This window comes from Streptomyces sp. NRRL WC-3605 (assembly GCF_001509795.1).
GTDB lineage: Bacteria > Actinomycetota > Actinomycetes > Streptomycetales > Streptomycetaceae > Streptomyces > Streptomyces viridochromogenes.
On record NZ_LLZN01000048.1, the window covers coordinates 1 to 18,064 of the forward strand.

Annotated in this window: 15 protein-coding genes; all 15 read left to right on the top strand. The window is 71.1% G+C overall.

Annotation, left to right across the window (positions count from 1 at the left end; translation table 11 throughout):
• Positions 1-252 (top strand): DALR anticodon-binding domain-containing protein (locus tag ADL34_RS12650; RefSeq protein WP_267891644.1); only part of this gene is annotated, 252 nt, incomplete at its 5' end.
• Between the two features lie 17 nt (positions 253-269).
• Entirely contained in the window at positions 270-1,661 is a 1,392-nt protein-coding gene (gene lysA, locus ADL34_RS12655; protein WP_062667648.1) for a diaminopimelate decarboxylase, read from the top strand.
• A 157-nt stretch (positions 1,662-1,818) separates the two neighbouring features.
• Positions 1,819-3,108, top strand: coding sequence for a homoserine dehydrogenase (locus ADL34_RS12660; protein WP_062667803.1), 1,290 nt, complete (start codon positions 1,819-1,821; stop codon positions 3,106-3,108).
• A gap of 6 nt (positions 3,109-3,114) precedes the next feature.
• Positions 3,115-4,173: a threonine synthase gene (gene thrC, locus ADL34_RS12665; protein WP_062667649.1), complete on the top strand. Its 1,059-nt coding sequence runs from the start codon at positions 3,115-3,117 to the stop codon at positions 4,171-4,173.
• Positions 4,174-4,506: 333 nt separating this feature from the next.
• The gene (gene thrB, locus ADL34_RS12670; RefSeq protein ID WP_062667650.1) at positions 4,507-5,436 is read left to right on the top strand and encodes a homoserine kinase; all 930 of its coding nucleotides are present in this window, start codon (positions 4,507-4,509) and stop codon (positions 5,434-5,436) included.
• A 411-nt stretch (positions 5,437-5,847) separates the two neighbouring features.
• Positions 5,848-7,887 (top strand): transcription termination factor Rho, encoded by a 2,040-nt coding sequence (gene rho / locus ADL34_RS12675; protein ID WP_062667651.1) that lies wholly within the window; start codon positions 5,848-5,850, stop codon positions 7,885-7,887.
• 121 nt (positions 7,888-8,008) lie between these two features.
• A complete protein-coding gene (locus tag ADL34_RS12680) occupies positions 8,009-9,820 on the top strand; it encodes a trypsin-like serine protease (protein ID WP_234375003.1) in 1,812 nt (603 codons plus the stop codon).
• Positions 9,821-10,031: 211 nt separating this feature from the next.
• The gene (locus ADL34_RS12685; RefSeq protein WP_062667652.1) at positions 10,032-11,171 is read left to right on the top strand and encodes an LCP family protein; all 1,140 of its coding nucleotides are present in this window, start codon (positions 10,032-10,034) and stop codon (positions 11,169-11,171) included.
• Between the two features lie 124 nt (positions 11,172-11,295).
• A complete protein-coding gene (gene rpmE, locus ADL34_RS12690; protein ID WP_055625166.1) occupies positions 11,296-11,520 on the top strand; it encodes a 50S ribosomal protein L31 in 225 nt (74 codons plus the stop codon).
• Positions 11,521-11,625: 105 nt separating this feature from the next.
• Positions 11,626-12,702 carry a peptide chain release factor 1 gene (gene prfA, locus ADL34_RS12695; RefSeq protein WP_062667653.1) on the top strand — a complete coding sequence of 359 codons (1,077 nt, stop codon included), beginning with the start codon at positions 11,626-11,628 and terminating at the stop codon, positions 12,700-12,702.
• Positions 12,703-12,791: 89 nt separating this feature from the next.
• On the top strand, positions 12,792-13,631 hold the full coding sequence (prmC, locus tag ADL34_RS12700) for a peptide chain release factor N(5)-glutamine methyltransferase (RefSeq protein ID WP_062667655.1): 840 nt from the start codon (positions 12,792-12,794) through the stop codon (positions 13,629-13,631).
• A gap of 52 nt (positions 13,632-13,683) precedes the next feature.
• A complete protein-coding gene (locus ADL34_RS12705; RefSeq protein WP_062667656.1) occupies positions 13,684-14,331 on the top strand; it encodes an L-threonylcarbamoyladenylate synthase in 648 nt (215 codons plus the stop codon).
• 52 nt (positions 14,332-14,383) lie between these two features.
• Positions 14,384-15,052 (top strand): protein-tyrosine-phosphatase, encoded by a 669-nt coding sequence (locus tag ADL34_RS12710; RefSeq protein WP_062667657.1) that lies wholly within the window; start codon positions 14,384-14,386, stop codon positions 15,050-15,052.
• A gap of 135 nt (positions 15,053-15,187) precedes the next feature.
• Positions 15,188-16,426 carry a serine hydroxymethyltransferase gene (glyA, locus tag ADL34_RS12715; protein ID WP_062667658.1) on the top strand — a complete coding sequence of 413 codons (1,239 nt, stop codon included), beginning with the start codon at positions 15,188-15,190 and terminating at the stop codon, positions 16,424-16,426.
• A gap of 139 nt (positions 16,427-16,565) precedes the next feature.
• The gene (locus ADL34_RS12720) at positions 16,566-17,867 is read left to right on the top strand and encodes an MraY family glycosyltransferase (protein ID WP_062667660.1); all 1,302 of its coding nucleotides are present in this window, start codon (positions 16,566-16,568) and stop codon (positions 17,865-17,867) included.
• Positions 17,868-18,064: the final 197 nt, after the last annotated feature.

An 18,064-nucleotide genomic window follows, 5' to 3' on the forward strand; every position in this document is an offset into this window, starting at 1 on the left:
CTCCACCACCCCCTGGCCGACCACCCCCGCGTCCTCGCCCAGGCCGCCGCCCACCGCGCTCCCGATCGTCTTGCCCGGCACCTCGTCAGCGTCGCCGATGCCGTGCTGCCCCTGCTGCCCTCGGTGCTGCCGCGCGGGGCGGAGAAACCCTCGGCCACCCACCGTGCCCGGCTCGCGCTCGCCGAAGCCGCCGGGGCGGTGCTGGCCGGTGGCCTGTCCCTGCTCGGCATCGACGCACCCGAACATCTCTGAGGAAGCCGACAAGAGTCATGAGCCGTTCCGCACACCCCGCCGGGCCCCGTCACGCCGACGTCCTCCCCGAGGGCCACTACTCGGCCCCGCCCGCGGACCTCAACGCCCTCGACCCCAAGGTGTGGGCCCGGACCGTCGCCCGGGGCGCCGACGGCGTCGTCACCGTCGGCGGTGTCGACGTGAACACCCTCGCCGAACAGCACGGCACCCCGGCCTACGTCCTCGACGAGGCCGACTTCCGGGCCCGCGCCCGCGCCTGGCGCGAGGCCTTCGGGCAGGACGCCGACGTCTTCTACGCGGGGAAGGCGTTCCTCTCCCGTGCCGTCGTGCGGTGGCTGCACGAGGAGGGGCTCAACCTCGACGTGTGCTCCGGCGGCGAGCTCGCCACCGCGCTGTCCGCCGGGATGCCCGCCGAGCGGATCGCCTTCCACGGGAACAACAAGTCCACTCACGAGATCCGCCGGGCCGTAGAGGCCGGTGTCGGGCGGATCGTCCTCGACTCCTTCCAGGAGATCGTCCGCGTCGCCCACGTCGCTCAGGAGCTGGGCCGGCGGCAGCGGGTCCAGATCCGCATCACCGTCGGCGTCGAGGCGCACACCCACGAGTTCATCGCCACCGCCCACGAGGACCAGAAGTTCGGCATCCCGCTGGCCGGCGGGCAGGCCGCCGAGGCCGTGCGGCGGGCGCTCCAGCTCGACGGGCTGGAGCTCATCGGGATCCACTCCCACATCGGGTCGCAGATCTTCGACATGTCCGGGTTCGAGGTCGCCGCGCACCGGGTCGTCGGGCTGCTCAAGGACATCCGGGACGAGCACGGGGTCGAGCTGCCCGAGATCGACCTCGGGGGTGGGCTCGGGATCGCGTACACCAGCGGCGACGACCCGCGCGAGCCGCACGAGATCGCCAAGGCGCTCACCGAGATCGTCACCCGTGAGTGTGAGAGCGCCCGGCTGCGCACGCCGCGGATCTCCGTGGAGCCGGGGCGGGCCGTCGTCGGGCCGACCGCGTTCACGCTCTACGAGGTCGGGACCGTCAAGCCCCTCGACGGGCTGCGGACGTACGTCTCCGTCGACGGCGGCATGTCCGACAACATCCGCACGGCCCTGTACGACGCCGAGTACAGCGTCGCCCTGGTGTCCCGGACCAGTGACGCCGAGCCGATGCTCGCCCGCGTCGTCGGCAAGCACTGCGAGAGCGGGGACATCGTCGTGAAGGACGCGTTCCTGCCGGCCGACCTGGCTCCGGGTGACCTCATCGCCGTACCGGCCACCGGCGCGTACTGCCGTTCCATGGCCAGCAACTACAACCACGTGCTGCGGCCGCCGGTCGTCGCCGTGCACGACGGCGCCTCCCGGGAGATCGTCCGGCGGGAGACGGAGGAGGACCTCCTGCGGCTCGACGTGGGCTGACCCACGGCCACCACCGGGGCCCGGGCTGGAAGATCTCCCGTCGCCCACCCCGTACAAATGAAATAGATGTCTCACGATCCGGACGAAGGGCAGAAACCTCCGTCCGGTGAGTGAGACTGGTGCAACCGTAGACGGTATGAGGAAACGAGGTCGGATGATGCGTACGCGTCCGCTGAAGGTGGCGCTGCTGGGCTGTGGAGTGGTCGGCTCAGAGGTGGCGCGCATCATGACGACGCACGCCGACGACCTCGCCGCCCGCATCGGCGCCCCGGTGGAGCTCGCGGGCGTGGCCGTACGGCGTCCCGCCAAGGTGCGTGAAGGCATCGACCCCGCGCTGGTCACCACCGACGCCACCGCCCTCGTCAAACGCGGCGACATCGACGTCGTCGTGGAGGTCATCGGGGGCATCGAGCCCGCCCGTACGCTCATCACCACCGCTTTCGAGCACGGCGCCTCCGTCGTCTCCGCCAACAAGGCGCTCCTCGCCCAGGCCGGCGCGGCCCTGCACGCCGCCGCAGAGCAGCACGGCAAGGACCTCTACTACGAGGCCGCCGTCGCCGGGGCCATCCCGCTGATCCGGCCGTTGAGGGAGTCCCTCGCGGGCGACAAGGTCAACCGCGTGCTCGGCATCGTCAACGGCACCACCAACTTCATCCTCGACAAGATGGACAGCACGGGGGCCGGCTACCAGGAGGCCCTCGACGAGGCCACCGCGCTCGGGTACGCGGAGGCCGATCCCACCGCCGACGTCGAGGGGTTCGACGCCGCCGCCAAGGCCGCCATCCTCGCGGGCATCGCCTTCCACACGCGCGTGCGCCTCGACGACGTCTACCGCGAGGGCATGACCGAGGTGACCGCGGCCGACTTCGCCTCCGCCAAGGAGATGGGCTGCACGATCAAGCTGCTCGCCATCTGCGAGCGGGCCGCGGACGGCGGGTCCGTCACCGCGCGCGTGCACCCCGCGATGATCCCGCTGACTCATCCGCTGGCCTCCGTGCGCGGCGCGTACAACGCCGTGTTCGTCGAGTCCGACGCCAGCGGACAGCTGATGTTCTACGGCCCCGGCGCGGGCGGCTCCCCGACCGCGTCCGCCGTGCTCGGCGACCTCGTCGCCGTCTGCCGCAACCGGCTCAACGGCGCGACCGGTCCCGGCGAGTCCGCGTACGCGGCCCTTCCCGTCTCCGGGATGGGCGAGGTCGTCACGCGGTACCACATCAGCCTTGACGTGGCGGACAAACCGGGCGTTCTCGCCCAGGTCGCGACCGTGTTCGCGGAGCACGGGGTGTCGATCGACACCGTCCGCCAGCAGGGCAAGGACGGCGAGGCGTCCCTCGTCGTCGTCACCCACCGTGCGTCCGACGCGGCCCTCGTCGGGACCGTCGAGGCGTTGCGCAAGCTCGACACCGTGCGGGGTGTCGCCAGCATCATGCGGGTTGAAGGAGAGTAACCAGCAATGACCCACCAGTGGCGCGGAATCATCGAGGAGTACCGGGACCGGCTGCCCGTCTCCGACACCACGCCGGTCGTGACGCTCCGTGAGGGCGGCACGCCCCTCGTGCCCGCGCAGGTGCTCTCCGAGCGCACGGGCTGCGAGGTCCACCTCAAGGTGGAGGGCGCGAACCCGACGGGGTCCTTCAAGGACCGCGGCATGACGATGGCCATCACGCGGGCCAAGGAGGAGGGCGCCAAGGCGGTCATCTGCGCCTCCACCGGCAACACCTCCGCCTCGGCCGCCGCCTACGCGGTGCGCGCCGGCATGGTGTCCGCCGTGCTCGTGCCGCAGGGCAAGATCGCGCTCGGCAAGATGGGCCAGGCCCTCGTGCACGGCGCGAAGATCCTCCAGGTCGACGGCAACTTCGACGACTGCCTCACGCTCGCCCGCGACCTCAGCGACAACTACCCGGTCTCGCTGGTGAATTCGGTGAACCCGGTGCGGATCGAGGGGCAGAAGACGGCCGCCTTCGAGATCGTGGACATGCTGGGCGACGCCCCCGACATCCACGTCCTCCCGGTGGGCAACGCGGGCAACATCACCGCGTACTGGAAGGGGTACCGGGAGTACGCCGCCGACGGCCCGGCCACCCGCACCCCCCGCATGTGGGGCTTCCAGGCCTCCGGCTCCGCGCCCATCGTGCGCGGCGAGGTCGTCAAGGACCCCTCGACGATCGCCACCGCCATCCGGATCGGCAACCCGGCCTCCTGGCAGTACGCCCTCGACGCGCGCGACGAGTCGGGCGGCTTCATCGACGAGGTGACGGACCGTGAGATCCTGCGCGCCTACCGGCTGTTGGCCGCGCAGGAGGGCGTCTTCGTGGAGCCCGCGTCGGCCGCGTCGGTCGCCGGTCTGCTGAAGGCGGCCGAGCAGGGCAAGGTCGACCCGGGCCAGCGGATCGTCTGCACGGTCACCGGGAACGGCCTGAAGGACCCCGACTGGGCCGTCGCCGGCGCCCCGCAGCCGGTCACCGTCCCGGTCGACGCGGCCACGGCGGCCGAGCGGCTCGGACTGGCGTAGGCGCCGCCGGACGGGCGTGCGGCGCCACCGCCGGAGCAGTGGCGCCACGCCCCGTCGCAGGGTTTCGCGCGACACGTCGGGGAGCGCCCACCCGGGAAAGGTCCCTTGACGGGGGTGCACAGGGGGCATACGACACGCGTCGTGCGCCTCCTGTGCGCCCTATGTCGCCACAGAACCTGTCTTCGATAGGCTGTACTGAACCCGCCCGCCGCATATGCCTCCGCAGGGGCGCGGTGCCGCGCCGTCTCCGCGGCCCGGACGCGGCCCCCTGGGTTCTCGTACGGCATCGAAGTGTCTTCGACAATCACGCAGCTCAAGGAGAGTCATCGAGCGATGGCCGGTCCAGCGTTCCGCGCCGCCGCCGTCCGGGTGCGCGTCCCCGCCACCAGCGCCAACCTCGGCCCGGGCTTCGACGCCCTCGGCCTGTCGCTGGGGCTCTACGACGACGTCGTCGTCCGGGTGGCCGACTCCGGGCTGCACATCGACATCGCGGGTGAGGGCAGCGAGACACTGCCCCGCGACGAGAAGCACCTGCTCGTACGGTCCCTGCGCACCGCATTCGACCTGCTGGGCGGCCAGCCGCGCGGCCTCGAGATCGTGTGCGCCAACCGCATCCCGCACGGCCGCGGCCTCGGCTCCTCCTCCGCCGCCATCTGCGCCGGCATCGTCGCCGCCCGGGCGGTGACCATAGGCGGCGAGACCAGGCTCGACGACGACGCCCTGCTGGAGCTCGCCACCGAGATCGAGGGCCACCCCGACAACGTCGCCGCCTGTCTGCTCGGCGGGTTCACCCTGTCCTGGATGGAGGCCGGCGCCGCCCGCGCCATCAGGATGGATCCGGCCGATTCCATCGTTCCGGTGGTTTTCGTCCCCGGGAAGCCGGTCCTCACCGAGACCGCGCGCGGACTGCTCCCGCGCTCCGTCCCGCACGTCGACGCCGCCGCCAACGCGGGTCGTGCCGCCCTGCTCGTCGAGGCCCTGACCAGGCGCCCCGAGCTGCTGCTGCCCGCCACCGAGGACCGCCTCCACCAGGAGTACCGCGCGCCCGCAATGCCGGAGAGCGCCGCGCTGGTGGAGCGGCTGCGGGCCGACGGAGTGCCCGCGGTGATCTCCGGCGCGGGCCCGACCGTGCTGGCCCTGGCCGACGAGGCCAGTGCCGACAAGGTCGCCCATCTGGCAGGCGAGGGATGGGCCGCGAACCGGCTCGACCTCGACGCTCAAGGCGCGTGCGTACTGCCGCTCGCGCCGTCCGGTGACATCTAGAAGCGTGCGGTTGCCGGATTTCGAGAGGGGGAATGTTTGTTGGATCCGGTAGTGTTAACCTCAAGTCTGCACCCGACCCCACCATGGCGAGGTGCTTCGTGTCCCCGTCCGGGACAGACATTCTTCCGGGAGCCTCCCAAGTCGCACTGTGTTCCGTACGACGTATGCGGGCAGTACCTCGTACACGAGCGCTGAGCGACTCGCCGGGCACGCTCCGGAACCGGCGCGACCGAGCCGCGTGACACCGACACTCAGTGCCACGGCTCAGGGAACCGCCATCTCCAGATATTCCTCCGCCGCCTTTGGCGGACCACCGCCCCGGCACGGTCCACACACCAAGGACCGACGCCGGACAGCACAACCGGTCGCCGAGCCAGACAGGCCGACGTCCGCTCCAGGGAAGGACCCTTCGTGAGCGACACCACCGATCTGATGGGCGCACGTGTCGAGGAGACCGCTGCCGCGCCCGCCACGGACGCCTCCGCGCCTGCCAGCGGTGCCGGCTCCCGGCGGCGCCGCGGCACCGGCCTCGAGGGCATGGTGCTGGCCGAGCTGCAGCAGGTCGCCTCCGGCCTCGGCATCAGGGGCACCGCGCGGATGCGCAAGAGCCAGCTGATCGAGGTCATCAAGGAGGCGCAGGCGGGGGGAGGTGCCGCGGCTCCGAAGGCCGACGCCGCCACCGAGACCAAGCCCAAGCGCCGTGCCACCTCCAAGGCGCGCACCGGCGAGGACGCCGAGAAGAAGGCGAAGGCGGAGGCGCCCGCCGAGCAGGCGGTGGCCCAGCAGCAGATCGAGATCCCCGGCCAGCCGGCCGGCGGCCCCTCCCGCGGGAACGCGGGCGAGCGCGCCGCGGACGGTGAGCGCGGGGGAGACGACGCGCCGGGCGAGCGCCGCCGCCGTCGTGCGACCGCCGAGGCCGGTGCGCCCGAGACGGTCGCCGCCGAGGCGAAGAGCGAGCCGAAGGCCGAGACGCCCGCGCAGTCGCAGGGCCAGCAGGGCAACGACGCCAAGGGCGACGCCGGCGAGGGCGAGGGCCGCCGCCGTGACCGCCGTGACCGTGGGGACCGCGACCGCGACCGTGGCCGCGACCGCGGGGACCGCCGCAAGGGCGACGACCAGCAGGGCGGCGGCCGTCAGGACCGTCAGCAGGGCCAGCAGCAGGGCGGCGGCCGTCAGGACCGCCAGCGTGACAACGGCCCGCAGGACGACGACGACTTCGAGGGCGGCCGGCGTGGCCGTCGCGGCCGCTACCGCGACCGCCGTGGACGTCGTGGCCGCGACGAGGTGCAGGAGCCGCAGATCGCCGAGGACGACGTCCTGATCCCCGTCGCGGGCATCCTGGACATCCTCGACAACTACGCGTTCATCCGCACCTCCGGCTACCTGCCGGGCCCGAACGACGTGTACGTCTCCCTCGCCCAGGTCCGCAAGAACGGCCTGCGCAAGGGCGACCACATCACCGGCGCGGTCCGTCAGCCCAAGGAGGGCGAGCGCCGCGAGAAGTTCAACGCGCTGGTCCGCCTCGACTCCGTCAACGGCATGGCGCCCGAACACGGCCGCGGCCGCCCGGAGTTCAACAAGCTGACCCCGCTCTACCCGCAGGACCGGCTCCGTCTCGAGACCGACCCGGGCGTGCTGACCACGCGGATCATCGACCTCGTGTCGCCGATCGGCAAGGGCCAGCGCGGTCTGATCGTGGCCCCGCCGAAGACCGGCAAGACCATGATCATGCAGGCGATCGCCAACGCGATCACGCACAACAACCCCGAGTGCCACCTGATGGTCGTCCTCGTCGACGAGCGTCCGGAAGAGGTCACCGACATGCAGCGGTCGGTGAAGGGCGAGGTCATCTCCTCGACCTTCGACCGTCCGGCCGAGGACCACACCACGGTCGCCGAGCTCGCCATCGAGCGTGCCAAGCGCCTGGTGGAGCTGGGTCACGACGTCGTCGTGCTGCTCGACTCGATCACGCGTCTGGGCCGTGCGTACAACCTCGCCGCCCCCGCCTCCGGCCGCATCCTGTCCGGTGGTGTCGACTCGACCGCCCTGTACCCGCCGAAGCGCTTCTTCGGTGCGGCCCGCAACATCGAGGACGGCGGCTCGCTGACCATCCTCGCCACCGCGCTGGTGGACACCGGGTCCCGCATGGACGAGGTGATCTTCGAAGAGTTCAAGGGCACCGGCAACATGGAGCTCAAGCTCGACCGGAAGCTCGCCGACAAGCGCATCTTCCCGGCGGTGGACGTGGACGCGTCCGGTACCCGTAAGGAAGAGATCCTGCTCGGCAACGAGGAGTTGGCGGTCACCTGGAAGCTGCGCCGCGTCCTGCACGCGCTCGACCAGCAGCAGGCCATCGAGCTGCTCCTCGACAAGATGAAGCAGACGAAGTCGAACATCGAGTTCCTGATGCAGATCCAGAAGACGACGCCGACCCCCGGCAACGGCGACTGAGCCGGTTCGCGTCCAGTAAAGGCCGCCCCACGTCACGCGAGTGACGTGGGGCGGCCTTTTGGCGCTGATAGGGACGGGTGCCTCAGGCACCCCTTCCTACTCTTGTGTCTCTGGGGGGACCTTGACCACCACCCAATCCGGCAGCGGTCGTCACAGACGCCGGATCCGCTTCGCGCTGCCCGTCGCCGCCGCCGGTGTCGCCGCGGCCGTCGCCGCCGCCCTGCTCACGTCCACCGCGGGAGCCGCCACCGCCGCGCCGCAGCCCACCGTGAAGCCCGCCACGGCCTCGGTGCCGTCGGCCGAGCTGGAGCGCCGCGTGTCCGGCGCGCTCGCCGGCGACGACATCGCGGGTGAGCCGGCGAAGAAGTCGTCGTACGCCGCGGGCGGCGACGACTCGACCGCGAGCCCCATGGTGATCGGCGGCACCACGACCAGCATCACCACGGCGCCCTGGATGGCGCAGCTCTGGTACTACGACGACCGGGGCACCGCCACCGAGGACGACGACCTCGGCTTCTTCTGCGGCGGCGCCGTCGTCGCGCCGACGAAGATCCTCACCGCCGCGCACTGCGTCAAGGGCTACGACTGGTACAACTACGGCGCCATCGTCACCGGCACCAACCAGCTGCCCACCTCCGACGGCTCCGGCGGCAGCGACCTGCACGGCGGCACCGTGTCCCTGCCGTACCGGCAGTGGTACCACCCGTCGTACAGCGCGACGAAGATCGACAACGACATCGCCGTCATCACGCTGGGCAGCAAGGTCAAGGCGACGCCGATCCGCATGACGACGTCCGGCGACACCTCCTCGTACGCCTCCGGCACCAGCGCCAAGGTCTACGGCTGGGGCCGCACCAGCTCCACCAGCCAGGACATCTCGCAGTCGCTGAAGTCGGCGACGCTGCCGATCCAGTCCGACACCACGTGCGCGGGCTTCTACGGCAGCGACTTCGTCAAGGGCCACATGGTGTGCGCGGGCAAGCCCGCCACCGGCAGCGACAGCGGCACCGTCTCCGCCTGCAACGGCGACTCCGGCGGGCCGCTCGTGGTGAACGGCCGCATCGTCGGCGTCGTCTCCTGGGGCGTGGAGGACTGCGTCGCCAAGGGCGCCTACAGCGTCTTCTCGAAGGTCAGCACCTACGTCGGCGCCGCCTACCCGCGGGTCGAGGACACCAACATCAGCGGTGACCACAAGGCCGACCTGTGGGTGCGCAACGCCTCCACGAAGACCGGCTACTCGAAGGACTCCAAGGGCAGCTCCTTCGCGGCCCGCGAGTCCTGGGGCAACTGGAACGGCGTGAACGTCGTCCTGCAGACCGACCTCGACCGGGACGGCTACCAGGACCTCGTCTACCGCCGCAGCAGCGACGGCGACGTCTTCTGGTCGCACTACGTGGCGTCCAGCGAGAGCTGGTCCACCAAGCAGATCGCGGACAACTGGAAGACCCGTACCCGCATCGTCACCCCGGGTGACGTCACCGGCGACTACCTGCCCGACCTGATCTCGGTCGACTCCGGCGGCACGCTGTACGTCTATCCGGGCAAGGGCGACGGCACCTTCGGCTCCCGCTTCTCGGTCCGCACCGGCTGGAACCAGTACAACTCCGTGCGCGGGCACGGCGACTTCACCGGGGACGGCAAGGCCGACCTGATCGTCCGCCAGGCCGGCACCGGCGACATGTACCTGTACAAGGGCACCGGCAAGACCGGCTCCGAGGCGTTCTCGTCCCGGATCAAGGTGCGCAGCCACTGGACGTACAACGCCTTCGACGCCGTCGGTGACATCACCGGCGACGGCAAGGCCGACTTCCTGGCCCGTACGTCCGCCGGCACGCTCTACCTGTACAAGGGCACCGGCAAGGCCACGAGCGAGATCTTCGACACAAGGATCTCGGTCGCGACCGACTTCAAGCAGTACGACATCTTCGGCTGACGTCCCAGGTGAGAGCGGGTTCCGCCCGCCTCACCCGCAGCTCCCCGTGCCCACCGTCGCTCCGGCGGTGGGCACAGTCGTCTGTGCAACCCTCGTCCGGGTTTCCCCGTCTGACCGGACGGGGTGACGATAGTGCGGTAAGGGTGCATATGTACCAGACCCATCCCTGACCGCAAGGGGGAGACGACCGGACGAGCAACCGAGGAGCGCAGTGTCAGCCGAGAGCACGCCGGAGCCCGGCATACCGGGCGGACCCGGCTCCCAGACGCCCCGACAGCGTGGCAAGGGACGCCGCCGCAAGCCCCGCCAGAGACGCAAGGGGCTGCTGATCGCGGCCTGGACGGCCGCGGGGATCGTCGTCCTGGGCGGTACCGGTGCCGGGTACCTGTACTTCAAGCTCAACGGCAACCTGCAGAGCGTCGACATCGACCAGGCCCTCGGCACCGACCGGCCGGAGAAGACCGACAACGGCTCCGAGAACATCCTCGTGCTCGGCTCCGACTCCCGCTCGGGCGGCAACAGGAAGCTCGGCGGCGGCGCCGACGACGGCAGCGCCCGCTCGGACACCGCGATGATCCTGCACGTCCACAAGGGCCACAAGAAGGCCAGCGTGGTCTCCGTGCCCCGCGACACGATCATCGACCGGCCCCGCTGCACCGACACCGACGGCACGACCCACCCGGCGGCCTCCGGGGTCATGTTCAACTCGGCGTACAGCACCGGGGGCGCGCCCTGCGCCGTGAAGACGGTGGAGTCCCTGACCGGCGTCCGCATGGACCACTACCTGGAGGTCGACTTCTCCGGCTTCCAGAAGCTGATCGACCGGCTCGGCGGCGTCGAGGTCACCACCACCAAGGCCATCCACGACCCCGACAGCCATCTGAAGCTGACCGCCGGCACGCACCGGCTCGACGGGGAGCAGGCCCTCGGCCTCGTCCGCACCCGGCACGGCGTGGGCGACGGCTCCGACCTCGGCCGCATCCAGCTCCAGCAGGCGTTCATGAAGGCGCTGATCGAGCAGGCGAAGAGCATCGGTCTGTTCGGCAACCCCAAGCGGCTGCTCGACCTCGCCGACACCGCCACCAAGACCGTGACGACCGACTCCGACCTGGGCTCGGTCAACCGGCTCATGTCCTTCGCGAACGGCCTCAAGGGCATCAGCTCCAAGAACATGACCATGGTGACGCTGCCCGTGCGCTACGACCCGGCCGACCCGAACCGGGTGATCGTCGCCGAGGCCAAGGCGAAGCAGGTGTTCACGGCGCTCAAGCACGACAGGCCGATCCCGAAGGCGGCCACCGAGGGCACCGCGACCGGCGAGGCGAACGGCATCGTGACCAACGCGGAATAGATCACGGAGCCCCCCGGTTTTGGGGGATGGCGCCAGTCCTGGCAGACTGGTACGTCGGCCCCGGTTCACGCTCCCGCAGCCCGCGGCGGCGACCCGGCGCCCTCCCGGAACTCTAGGAGACACCTTGAAGCGCGACATCCACCCCGAGTACGTCGAGACGCAGGTCAGCTGCACCTGTGGCGCGTCGTTCACCACCCGCAGCACGATCTCCAGCGGCACCGTCCGCGCCGAGGTCTGCTCCGAGTGCCACCCGTTCTACACGGGCAAGCAGAAGATCCTCGACACCGGTGGCCGTGTGGCCCGCTTCGAGGCCCGCTTCGGCAAGGCTGCCGCCGGCTCCAAGAAGTAGCGAGCACCGATTCGCCGGTCCACGGCCGCGCCCCCACCAGGCGCGCCGGGACCGGCGTTTTTGGTCGCCCGCCCTTCCCTTCCGTACGTATTTCAGGAGCCCAAGATGTTCGAGGCCGTCGAGGAACTGGTCGCTGAGCACGCCGACCTGGAGACGAGGCTCGCCGACCCGTCGGTCCACTCCGACCAGGCGAACGCGCGCAAGCTGAACAAGCGCTACGCCGAGCTCACCCCGATCGTCGCCACGTACCGGACCTGGCGGCAGACGGGCGACGACATCGAGACGGCCCGCGAACTCGCCGCGGAGGACCCGGAGTTCGCCGCCGAGGTCAAGGAGCTCGACCAGCGGCGCGAGGAGCTCACCGAGAAGCTCCGCCTGCTGCTCGTCCCGCGCGACCCGAGCGACGACAAGGACGTCATCCTGGAGATCAAGGCGGGCGCCGGCGGTGACGAGTCCGCGCTCTTCGCGGGCGACCTGCTGCGCATGTACCTGCGCTACGCCGAGCGCGTCGGCTGGAAGACCGAGATCATCGACGCCACCGAGTCCGAGCTCGGCGGCTACAAGGACGTCCAGGTCGCCGTGAAGACCAAGGGCGGTCAGGGCGCCACCGAGCCCGGCCAGGGCGTCTGGGCCCGGCTGAAGTACGAGGGCGGTGTGCACCGCGTGCAGCGCGTGCCGGCGACCGAGTCCCAGGGCCGTATCCACACCTCCGCCGCCGGTGTGCTGGTCACGCCCGAGGCCGAGGAGATCGACGTCGAGATCAACCCCAACGATCTGCGCATCGACGTCTACCGGTCGTCCGGCCCCGGCGGCCAGTCGGTCAACACCACCGACTCCGCGGTGCGCATCACGCACCTGCCGACCGGAGTCGTGGCCTCCTGCCAGAACGAGAAGAGCCAGCTGCAGAACAAGGAGCAGGCGATGCGTATCCTGCGCTCCAGGCTGCTCGCCGCGGCGCAGGAGGAGGCCGAGAAGGAGGCCGCCGACGCGCGCCGCAGCCAGGTCCGCACCGTCGACCGCTCCGAGAAGATCCGCACCTACAACTTCCCGGAGAACCGCATCTCGGACCACCGGGTGGGCTTCAAGGCCTACAACCTCGACCAGGTCCTGGACGGCGACCTCGACGCCGTGATCCAGGCCTGCGTCGACGCGGACTCGGCGGCCAAGCTGGCAGCCGCGTAAGGACGCCAGGGACCCAGGCACGGACGAGTACGACACGGAGGACTTGCGTGCAGCAATCTTTTGGGGGGCGACCCTCGAGCCCCCGCAGCGTGCTGCTCGCGGAGGTGGCCCAGGCCACCCAGCGGCTGGCCGACGCCGGCGTGCCCTCGCCGCGCAACGACGCCGAGGAGCTCGCGGCGTTCGTGCACGGCGTGAAGCGCGGCGAGCTGCACTCCGTGAAGGACGCCGACTTCGACGCCCGCTACTGGGAGGTCATCGCCCGGCGCGAGCAGCGTGAGCCGCTCCAGCACATCACCGGACGGGCCTACTTCCGCTACCTCGAACTCCACGTCGGGCCCGGGGTGTTCGTGCCCCGGCCCGAGACCGAGTCCGTCGTCGGCTGGGCCATAGACGCGGTCCGCGCGATGGACGTCGTCGAGCCCTGCATCGTCGACCTGTGCACCGGCTCCGGCGCCATCGCGCTCGCCCTGGCCCAGGAGGTCCCGCGCTCCCGCGTGCACGCCGTGGAGCTGTCCGAGGACGCCCTGCGCTGGACCCGCAGGAACGTCGAGGGGTCCAGGGTCGAGCTGCGCCAGGGCGACGCCCTGGACGCCTTCCGCGACCTCGACGGCCAGGTGGACCTGGTCATCTCCAACCCGCCGTACATCCCGCTCACCGAGTGGGAGTACGTCGCCCCCGAGGCCCGGGACTACGACCCCGAGCTCGCCCTGTTCTCCGGCGAGGACGGCCTGGACCTCATCCGGGGCATCGAGCGCACCGCGCACCGCCTGCTGCGGCCCGGCGGCGTCGTCGTCATCGAGCACGCCGACACCCAGGGCGGCCAGGTGCCGTGGATCTTCACCGAGGAGCGGGGCTGGGCCGACGCCGCCGACCACCCCGACCTGAACAACCGCCCCCGGTTCGCGACCGCCCGGAAGGCGCTGCCGTGACCGCCCCCCGAGCTCTTGTCCGGAAGTACGTGTACGAGGAGGCCCGCTAGACATGGCACGGCGATACGACACCAACGACGCGACCGACCGTACGACGGGTCTGCGTGAGGCCGCGTCCGCCGTCCGCCGAGGCGAGCTCGTGGTCCTCCCGACCGACACGGTGTACGGCATCGGGGCCGACGCGTTCACCAAGGAGGCCGTCGGCGACCTGCTGGAGGCCAAGGGACGCGGCCGGAGCATGCCGACCCCCGTCCTGATCGGCTCCCCGAACACGCTCCACGGACTCGTCACCGACTTCTCCGAGTCGGCCTGGGAGCTGGTCGACGCGTTCTGGCCGGGCGCGCTCACCCTGGTCGCCCGGCACCAGCCGTCCCTGCAGTGGGACCTCGGCGACACCCGGGGCACGGTCGCCGTGCGCATGCCGCTGCACCCGGTCGCCATCGAGCTGCTGACCGAGGTCGGCCCGATGGCCGTGTCCTCGGCGAACCTCACCGGGCACCCGGCGCCGGAGAACTGCGACGCCGCGCAGGAGATGCTCGGCGACTCGGTCTCCGTCTACCTGGACGGCGGCCCCACCCCGGGCAACGTGCCCTCCTCCATCGTCGACGTCACCCGCGAGGTGCCGTTGCTGCTCCGCGCGGGTGCCATCTCGGCGGAGGAGCTGCGCAAGGTCGTACCCGACCTCGAGGTGGCCAATTGACAGCCCCTGAATCCCCCAGGGTCTCGGCTGCGCCCGGGCAGGGGGGACCCCCATGCGTGGCATAGGCGACGGGGAGAGCGCGGCGGAGATCACGACGACCTTCGTCGGCCTCCCGCGTGACAGCTTCCGCATCCTCCACGTCAGCACCGGCAACGTCTGCCGCTCACCGATCACCGAGCGGCTGACCCGTCATTTCGTGCAGGAGCGGCTCGGTGTGCTGGGCCGCTCCCTCATCGTGGAGAGCGCCGGCACCTGGGGCCACGAGGGCGCGCCCATGGAGGCCAACGCCGAGACGGTCCTGGCCGACTTCGGCGCGGACGCCCGCGGCTTCACCGGCCGCGAGCTCCTCGACGAGCACGTCATCATGGCCGACCTGGTCCTGACGGCGACCCGCGACCACCGCGCCCAGGTCATCTCCATGGGGCACTCGGCGGGCCTGCGCACCTTCACGCTGAAGGAGTTCACCCGCCTGGTCCGCGCCATAGACCCGGCCACCCTCCCTCCGCTCGAGGACGGCGTGGTGCAGCGCGCGCGTGCGCTGGTGCGTGCCGCGGCGGCTCTACGCGGGTGGCTTCTGGCGCCGACGGCGGAGGCGGACGAGGTGTACGACCCGTACGGGGCGCCGCTGACGTTCTTCCGCTCGGTGGGCGAGGAGATACACGAGGCGCTGGACCCGGTGGTGACGGCGCTGACGGGGGTGCCCGCCAGGTCGTGTCCGTGAGGTCGCGCCGTCCGCCCGGAGGACGGCGGACGGGACTGCGCGGACACGCCCCAGGGGCCTAATACGCAGGGCGCCCCCGGCGCACCGGGCCTACATTGGACTCACGTCACCGTCGACGCACGTCCGGAGCCCACCATGTCGGTCACCCACACCCTCGAGGCCGATGTCCTGCGGCGGCAGGACCCCCAGCTCGCCGACATCCTGCACGGCGAGCTCGACCGGCAGTCCACGACGCTCCAGCTGATCGCCGCCGAGAACTTCACGTCCCCGGCCGTCCTGGCGGCCCTCGGCTCGCCCCTGGCCAACAAGTACGCCGAGGGGTATCCGGGCGGCCGGTACCACGGCGGGTGCGAGATGGCCGACGTGGCCGAGCGGCTCGCCGTGGAGCGCGCCAAGGACCTCTTCGGCGCCGAGCACGCCAACGTGCAGCCCCACTCCGGGTCCTCCGCCGTGCTCGCCGCGTACGCGGTCCTGCTGCGGCCCGGCGACACCGTCCTCGCCCTCGGCCTGCCCTACGGCGGGCACCTCACGCACGGCTCGCCCGCCAACTTCTCCGGCCGCTGGTTCGACTTCGTCCCCTACGGCGTCGACGCGGAGACCGGGCTCATCGACCACGACCAGGTGCGCACGCTCGCCCGCACCCACCGGCCGAAGGCGATCGTGTGCGGCTCCATCGCCTACCCCCGCCACATCGACCACGCCTTCTTCCGCGAGGTCGCCGACGAGGTCGGGGCGTACCTCATCGCCGACGCCGCCCACCCCATCGGGCTGGTGGCCGGGGGAGCGGCGCCCAGCCCGGTGCCGTACGCCGACATCGTGTGCGCGACGACCCACAAGGTGCTGCGCGGGCCGCGCGGCGGCATGCTCCTGTGCGGGGCCGACCTCGCCGAACGCGTCGACCGCGCGGTGTTCCCGTTCACCCAGGGCGGCGCCCAGATGAACTCCGTCGCCGCGAAGGCCGTGGCGTTCGGGGAGGCCGCCACGCCGGCGTTCGCCGCGTACGCGCACCAGGTCGTCGCCAACGCGCGCACGCTCGCCGCCGGCCTCGCCGCGCACGGGCTGGTCGTCACCACGGGCGGCACGGACACCCACCTCGTCACCGCCGACCCGACGCCCCTCGGCGTCGACGGCCGCACGGCCCGCGCCCGGCTCGCGGCGGCCGGGGTGGTCCTGGACTGCTGCGCGCTGCCGCACGGCGACGTCCGGGGCCTGCGGCTCGGCACGGCGGCCGTCACCACCCAGGGCATGGGCGAGCGGGAGATGACACGGGTGGCGGCGCTGATCGCGCGCGTGCTGCGCGGGGACGACGAACGTCACACGGCCCGTGAGGAGGTACGGGAGCTGACCGCCGGATTCCCGCCCTACCCCCGGTGAGACGGGGTACCCGCGCCGGGCACACAGCGACACGTGCAACCATCGTCGTTACCCGGGAGTCCCCTCACATATGCGTCGCGTACGCCACCGTCGCTAGGGTGTGGGGCTGAGATGGCCGGCGAGACTTGTGGGGAAGCCCGTGCGTGAATACCTGCTGACGCTCTGTGTCACGGCCGCGGTGACGTATCTGCTGACAGGGCCGGTGCGGAAGTTCGCGATCGTGGCGGGGGCGATGCCGGAGATCCGGGCGCGTGACGTGCACCGGGAACCCACTCCGCGGCTCGGCGGGATCGCGATGTTCTTCGGCCTGTGCGCCGGACTGCTGGTCGCGGACCACCTCACGAACCTCAGCGCGGTCTTCGAGAAGTCCAACGAACCGCGGGCGCTGCTCTCCGGAGCGGCGCTGATCTGGCTGATCGGCGTCCTGGACGACAAGTTCGAGATCGACGCCCTGATCAAGCTGGGCGGTCAGGTGATCGCCGCGGGTGTGATGGTCATGCAGGGCCTGACCATCCTGTGGCTGCCCATCCCGAAGGTCGGCACGGTCGCGCTGACCCAGTGGCAGGGCACGCTGCTGACGGTGGCCCTCGTCGTCATCACCATCAACGCGGTCAACTTCGTCGACGGGCTCGACGGTCTCGCGGCCGGCATGGTGTGCATCGCGGCGGCGGCGTTCTTCATGTACGCCTACCGCATCTGGTACTCGTACGGCATCGAGGCGGCGGCGCCCGCGACGCTCTTCTCGGCCATCCTCATGGGCATGTGCCTGGGCTTCCTGCCGCACAACATGCACCCGGCGCGGATCTTCATGGGCGACTCCGGCTCGATGCTGATCGGGCTGGTCCTGGCGGCCGGCGCGATCTCCGTCACCGGCCAGGTCGACCCGGACAACCTCTTCGGCGGGTCCGAGCGCAGCGCGGTGCACCAGATGGTGCCCCTGTACATCCCGCTGCTGATGCCGCTCACGATCATCGCGATCCCGGCGGCCGACCTGATCCTGGCGATCGTGCGCCGCACCTGGCGCGGCCAGTCGCCGTTCGCCGCGGACCGGGGACATCTGCACCACCGGCTGCTGGAGATCGGCCACTCCCACAGCCGCGCGGTGCTGATCATGTACTTCTGGTCGGCCCTGATCGCCTTCGGCGCGCTCGCCTACTCGGTCAACTCGGCGTCCATGTGGATCGTCCTCGGCGTCGTCTTCCTCAGTGCCATCGGCCTGGGCCTCCTGCTCCTCCCTCGCTTCACCCCGCGCACCCCCCGCTGGGCGGAACACTTCGTCCCACCGCGCTACCGCCGCCGCCGTTCCGCCCGCCACTCCACGGACCCGACCACGCCGGCCGCGGCGACGACGGAGGACACCGAACTCCGCACCCCGGTCGCCGCGGGAGCCGCGGGCCCCAACGGGGCGACGGCGCTGGGGTCCCGTTCACGGTCCAGGTGAGAAGTGCCGCAAGGTAAGAATCTGACGAGAGCATTGCCAAGTCATGGGGGAACGAAGCGCCCCAATATCAGACAAGCCGCCCCGTGAAACGCACAGACGCGCGCCGTCACCCTCATGTGTGACAGTAGGCACACTCCCAGGTAAAGACCTCATCAAATAGTTTGTGATACGGTTCACGAGAACCCCCCGGACAGAGC

Excerpts from the sequence above, each read along its gene's own strand:
- lysA (WP_062667648.1), top strand. The coding sequence starts at position 270 with ATGAGCCGTTCCGCACACCCCGCCGGGCCCCGTCACGCCGACGTCCTC.
- ADL34_RS12660 (WP_062667803.1), top strand. The coding sequence starts at position 1,819 with ATGCGTACGCGTCCGCTGAAGGTGGCGCTGCTGGGCTGTGGAGTGGTC.
- thrC (WP_062667649.1), top strand. The coding sequence starts at position 3,115 with ATGACCCACCAGTGGCGCGGAATCATCGAGGAGTACCGGGACCGGCTG.
- thrB (WP_062667650.1), top strand. The coding sequence starts at position 4,507 with ATGGCCGGTCCAGCGTTCCGCGCCGCCGCCGTCCGGGTGCGCGTCCCC.
- prfA (WP_062667653.1), top strand. The coding sequence starts at position 11,626 with ATGTTCGAGGCCGTCGAGGAACTGGTCGCTGAGCACGCCGACCTGGAG.
- ADL34_RS12705 (WP_062667656.1), top strand. The coding sequence starts at position 13,684 with ATGGCACGGCGATACGACACCAACGACGCGACCGACCGTACGACGGGT.
- ADL34_RS12710 (WP_062667657.1), top strand. The coding sequence starts at position 14,384 with ATGCGTGGCATAGGCGACGGGGAGAGCGCGGCGGAGATCACGACGACC.
- glyA (WP_062667658.1), top strand. The coding sequence starts at position 15,188 with ATGTCGGTCACCCACACCCTCGAGGCCGATGTCCTGCGGCGGCAGGAC.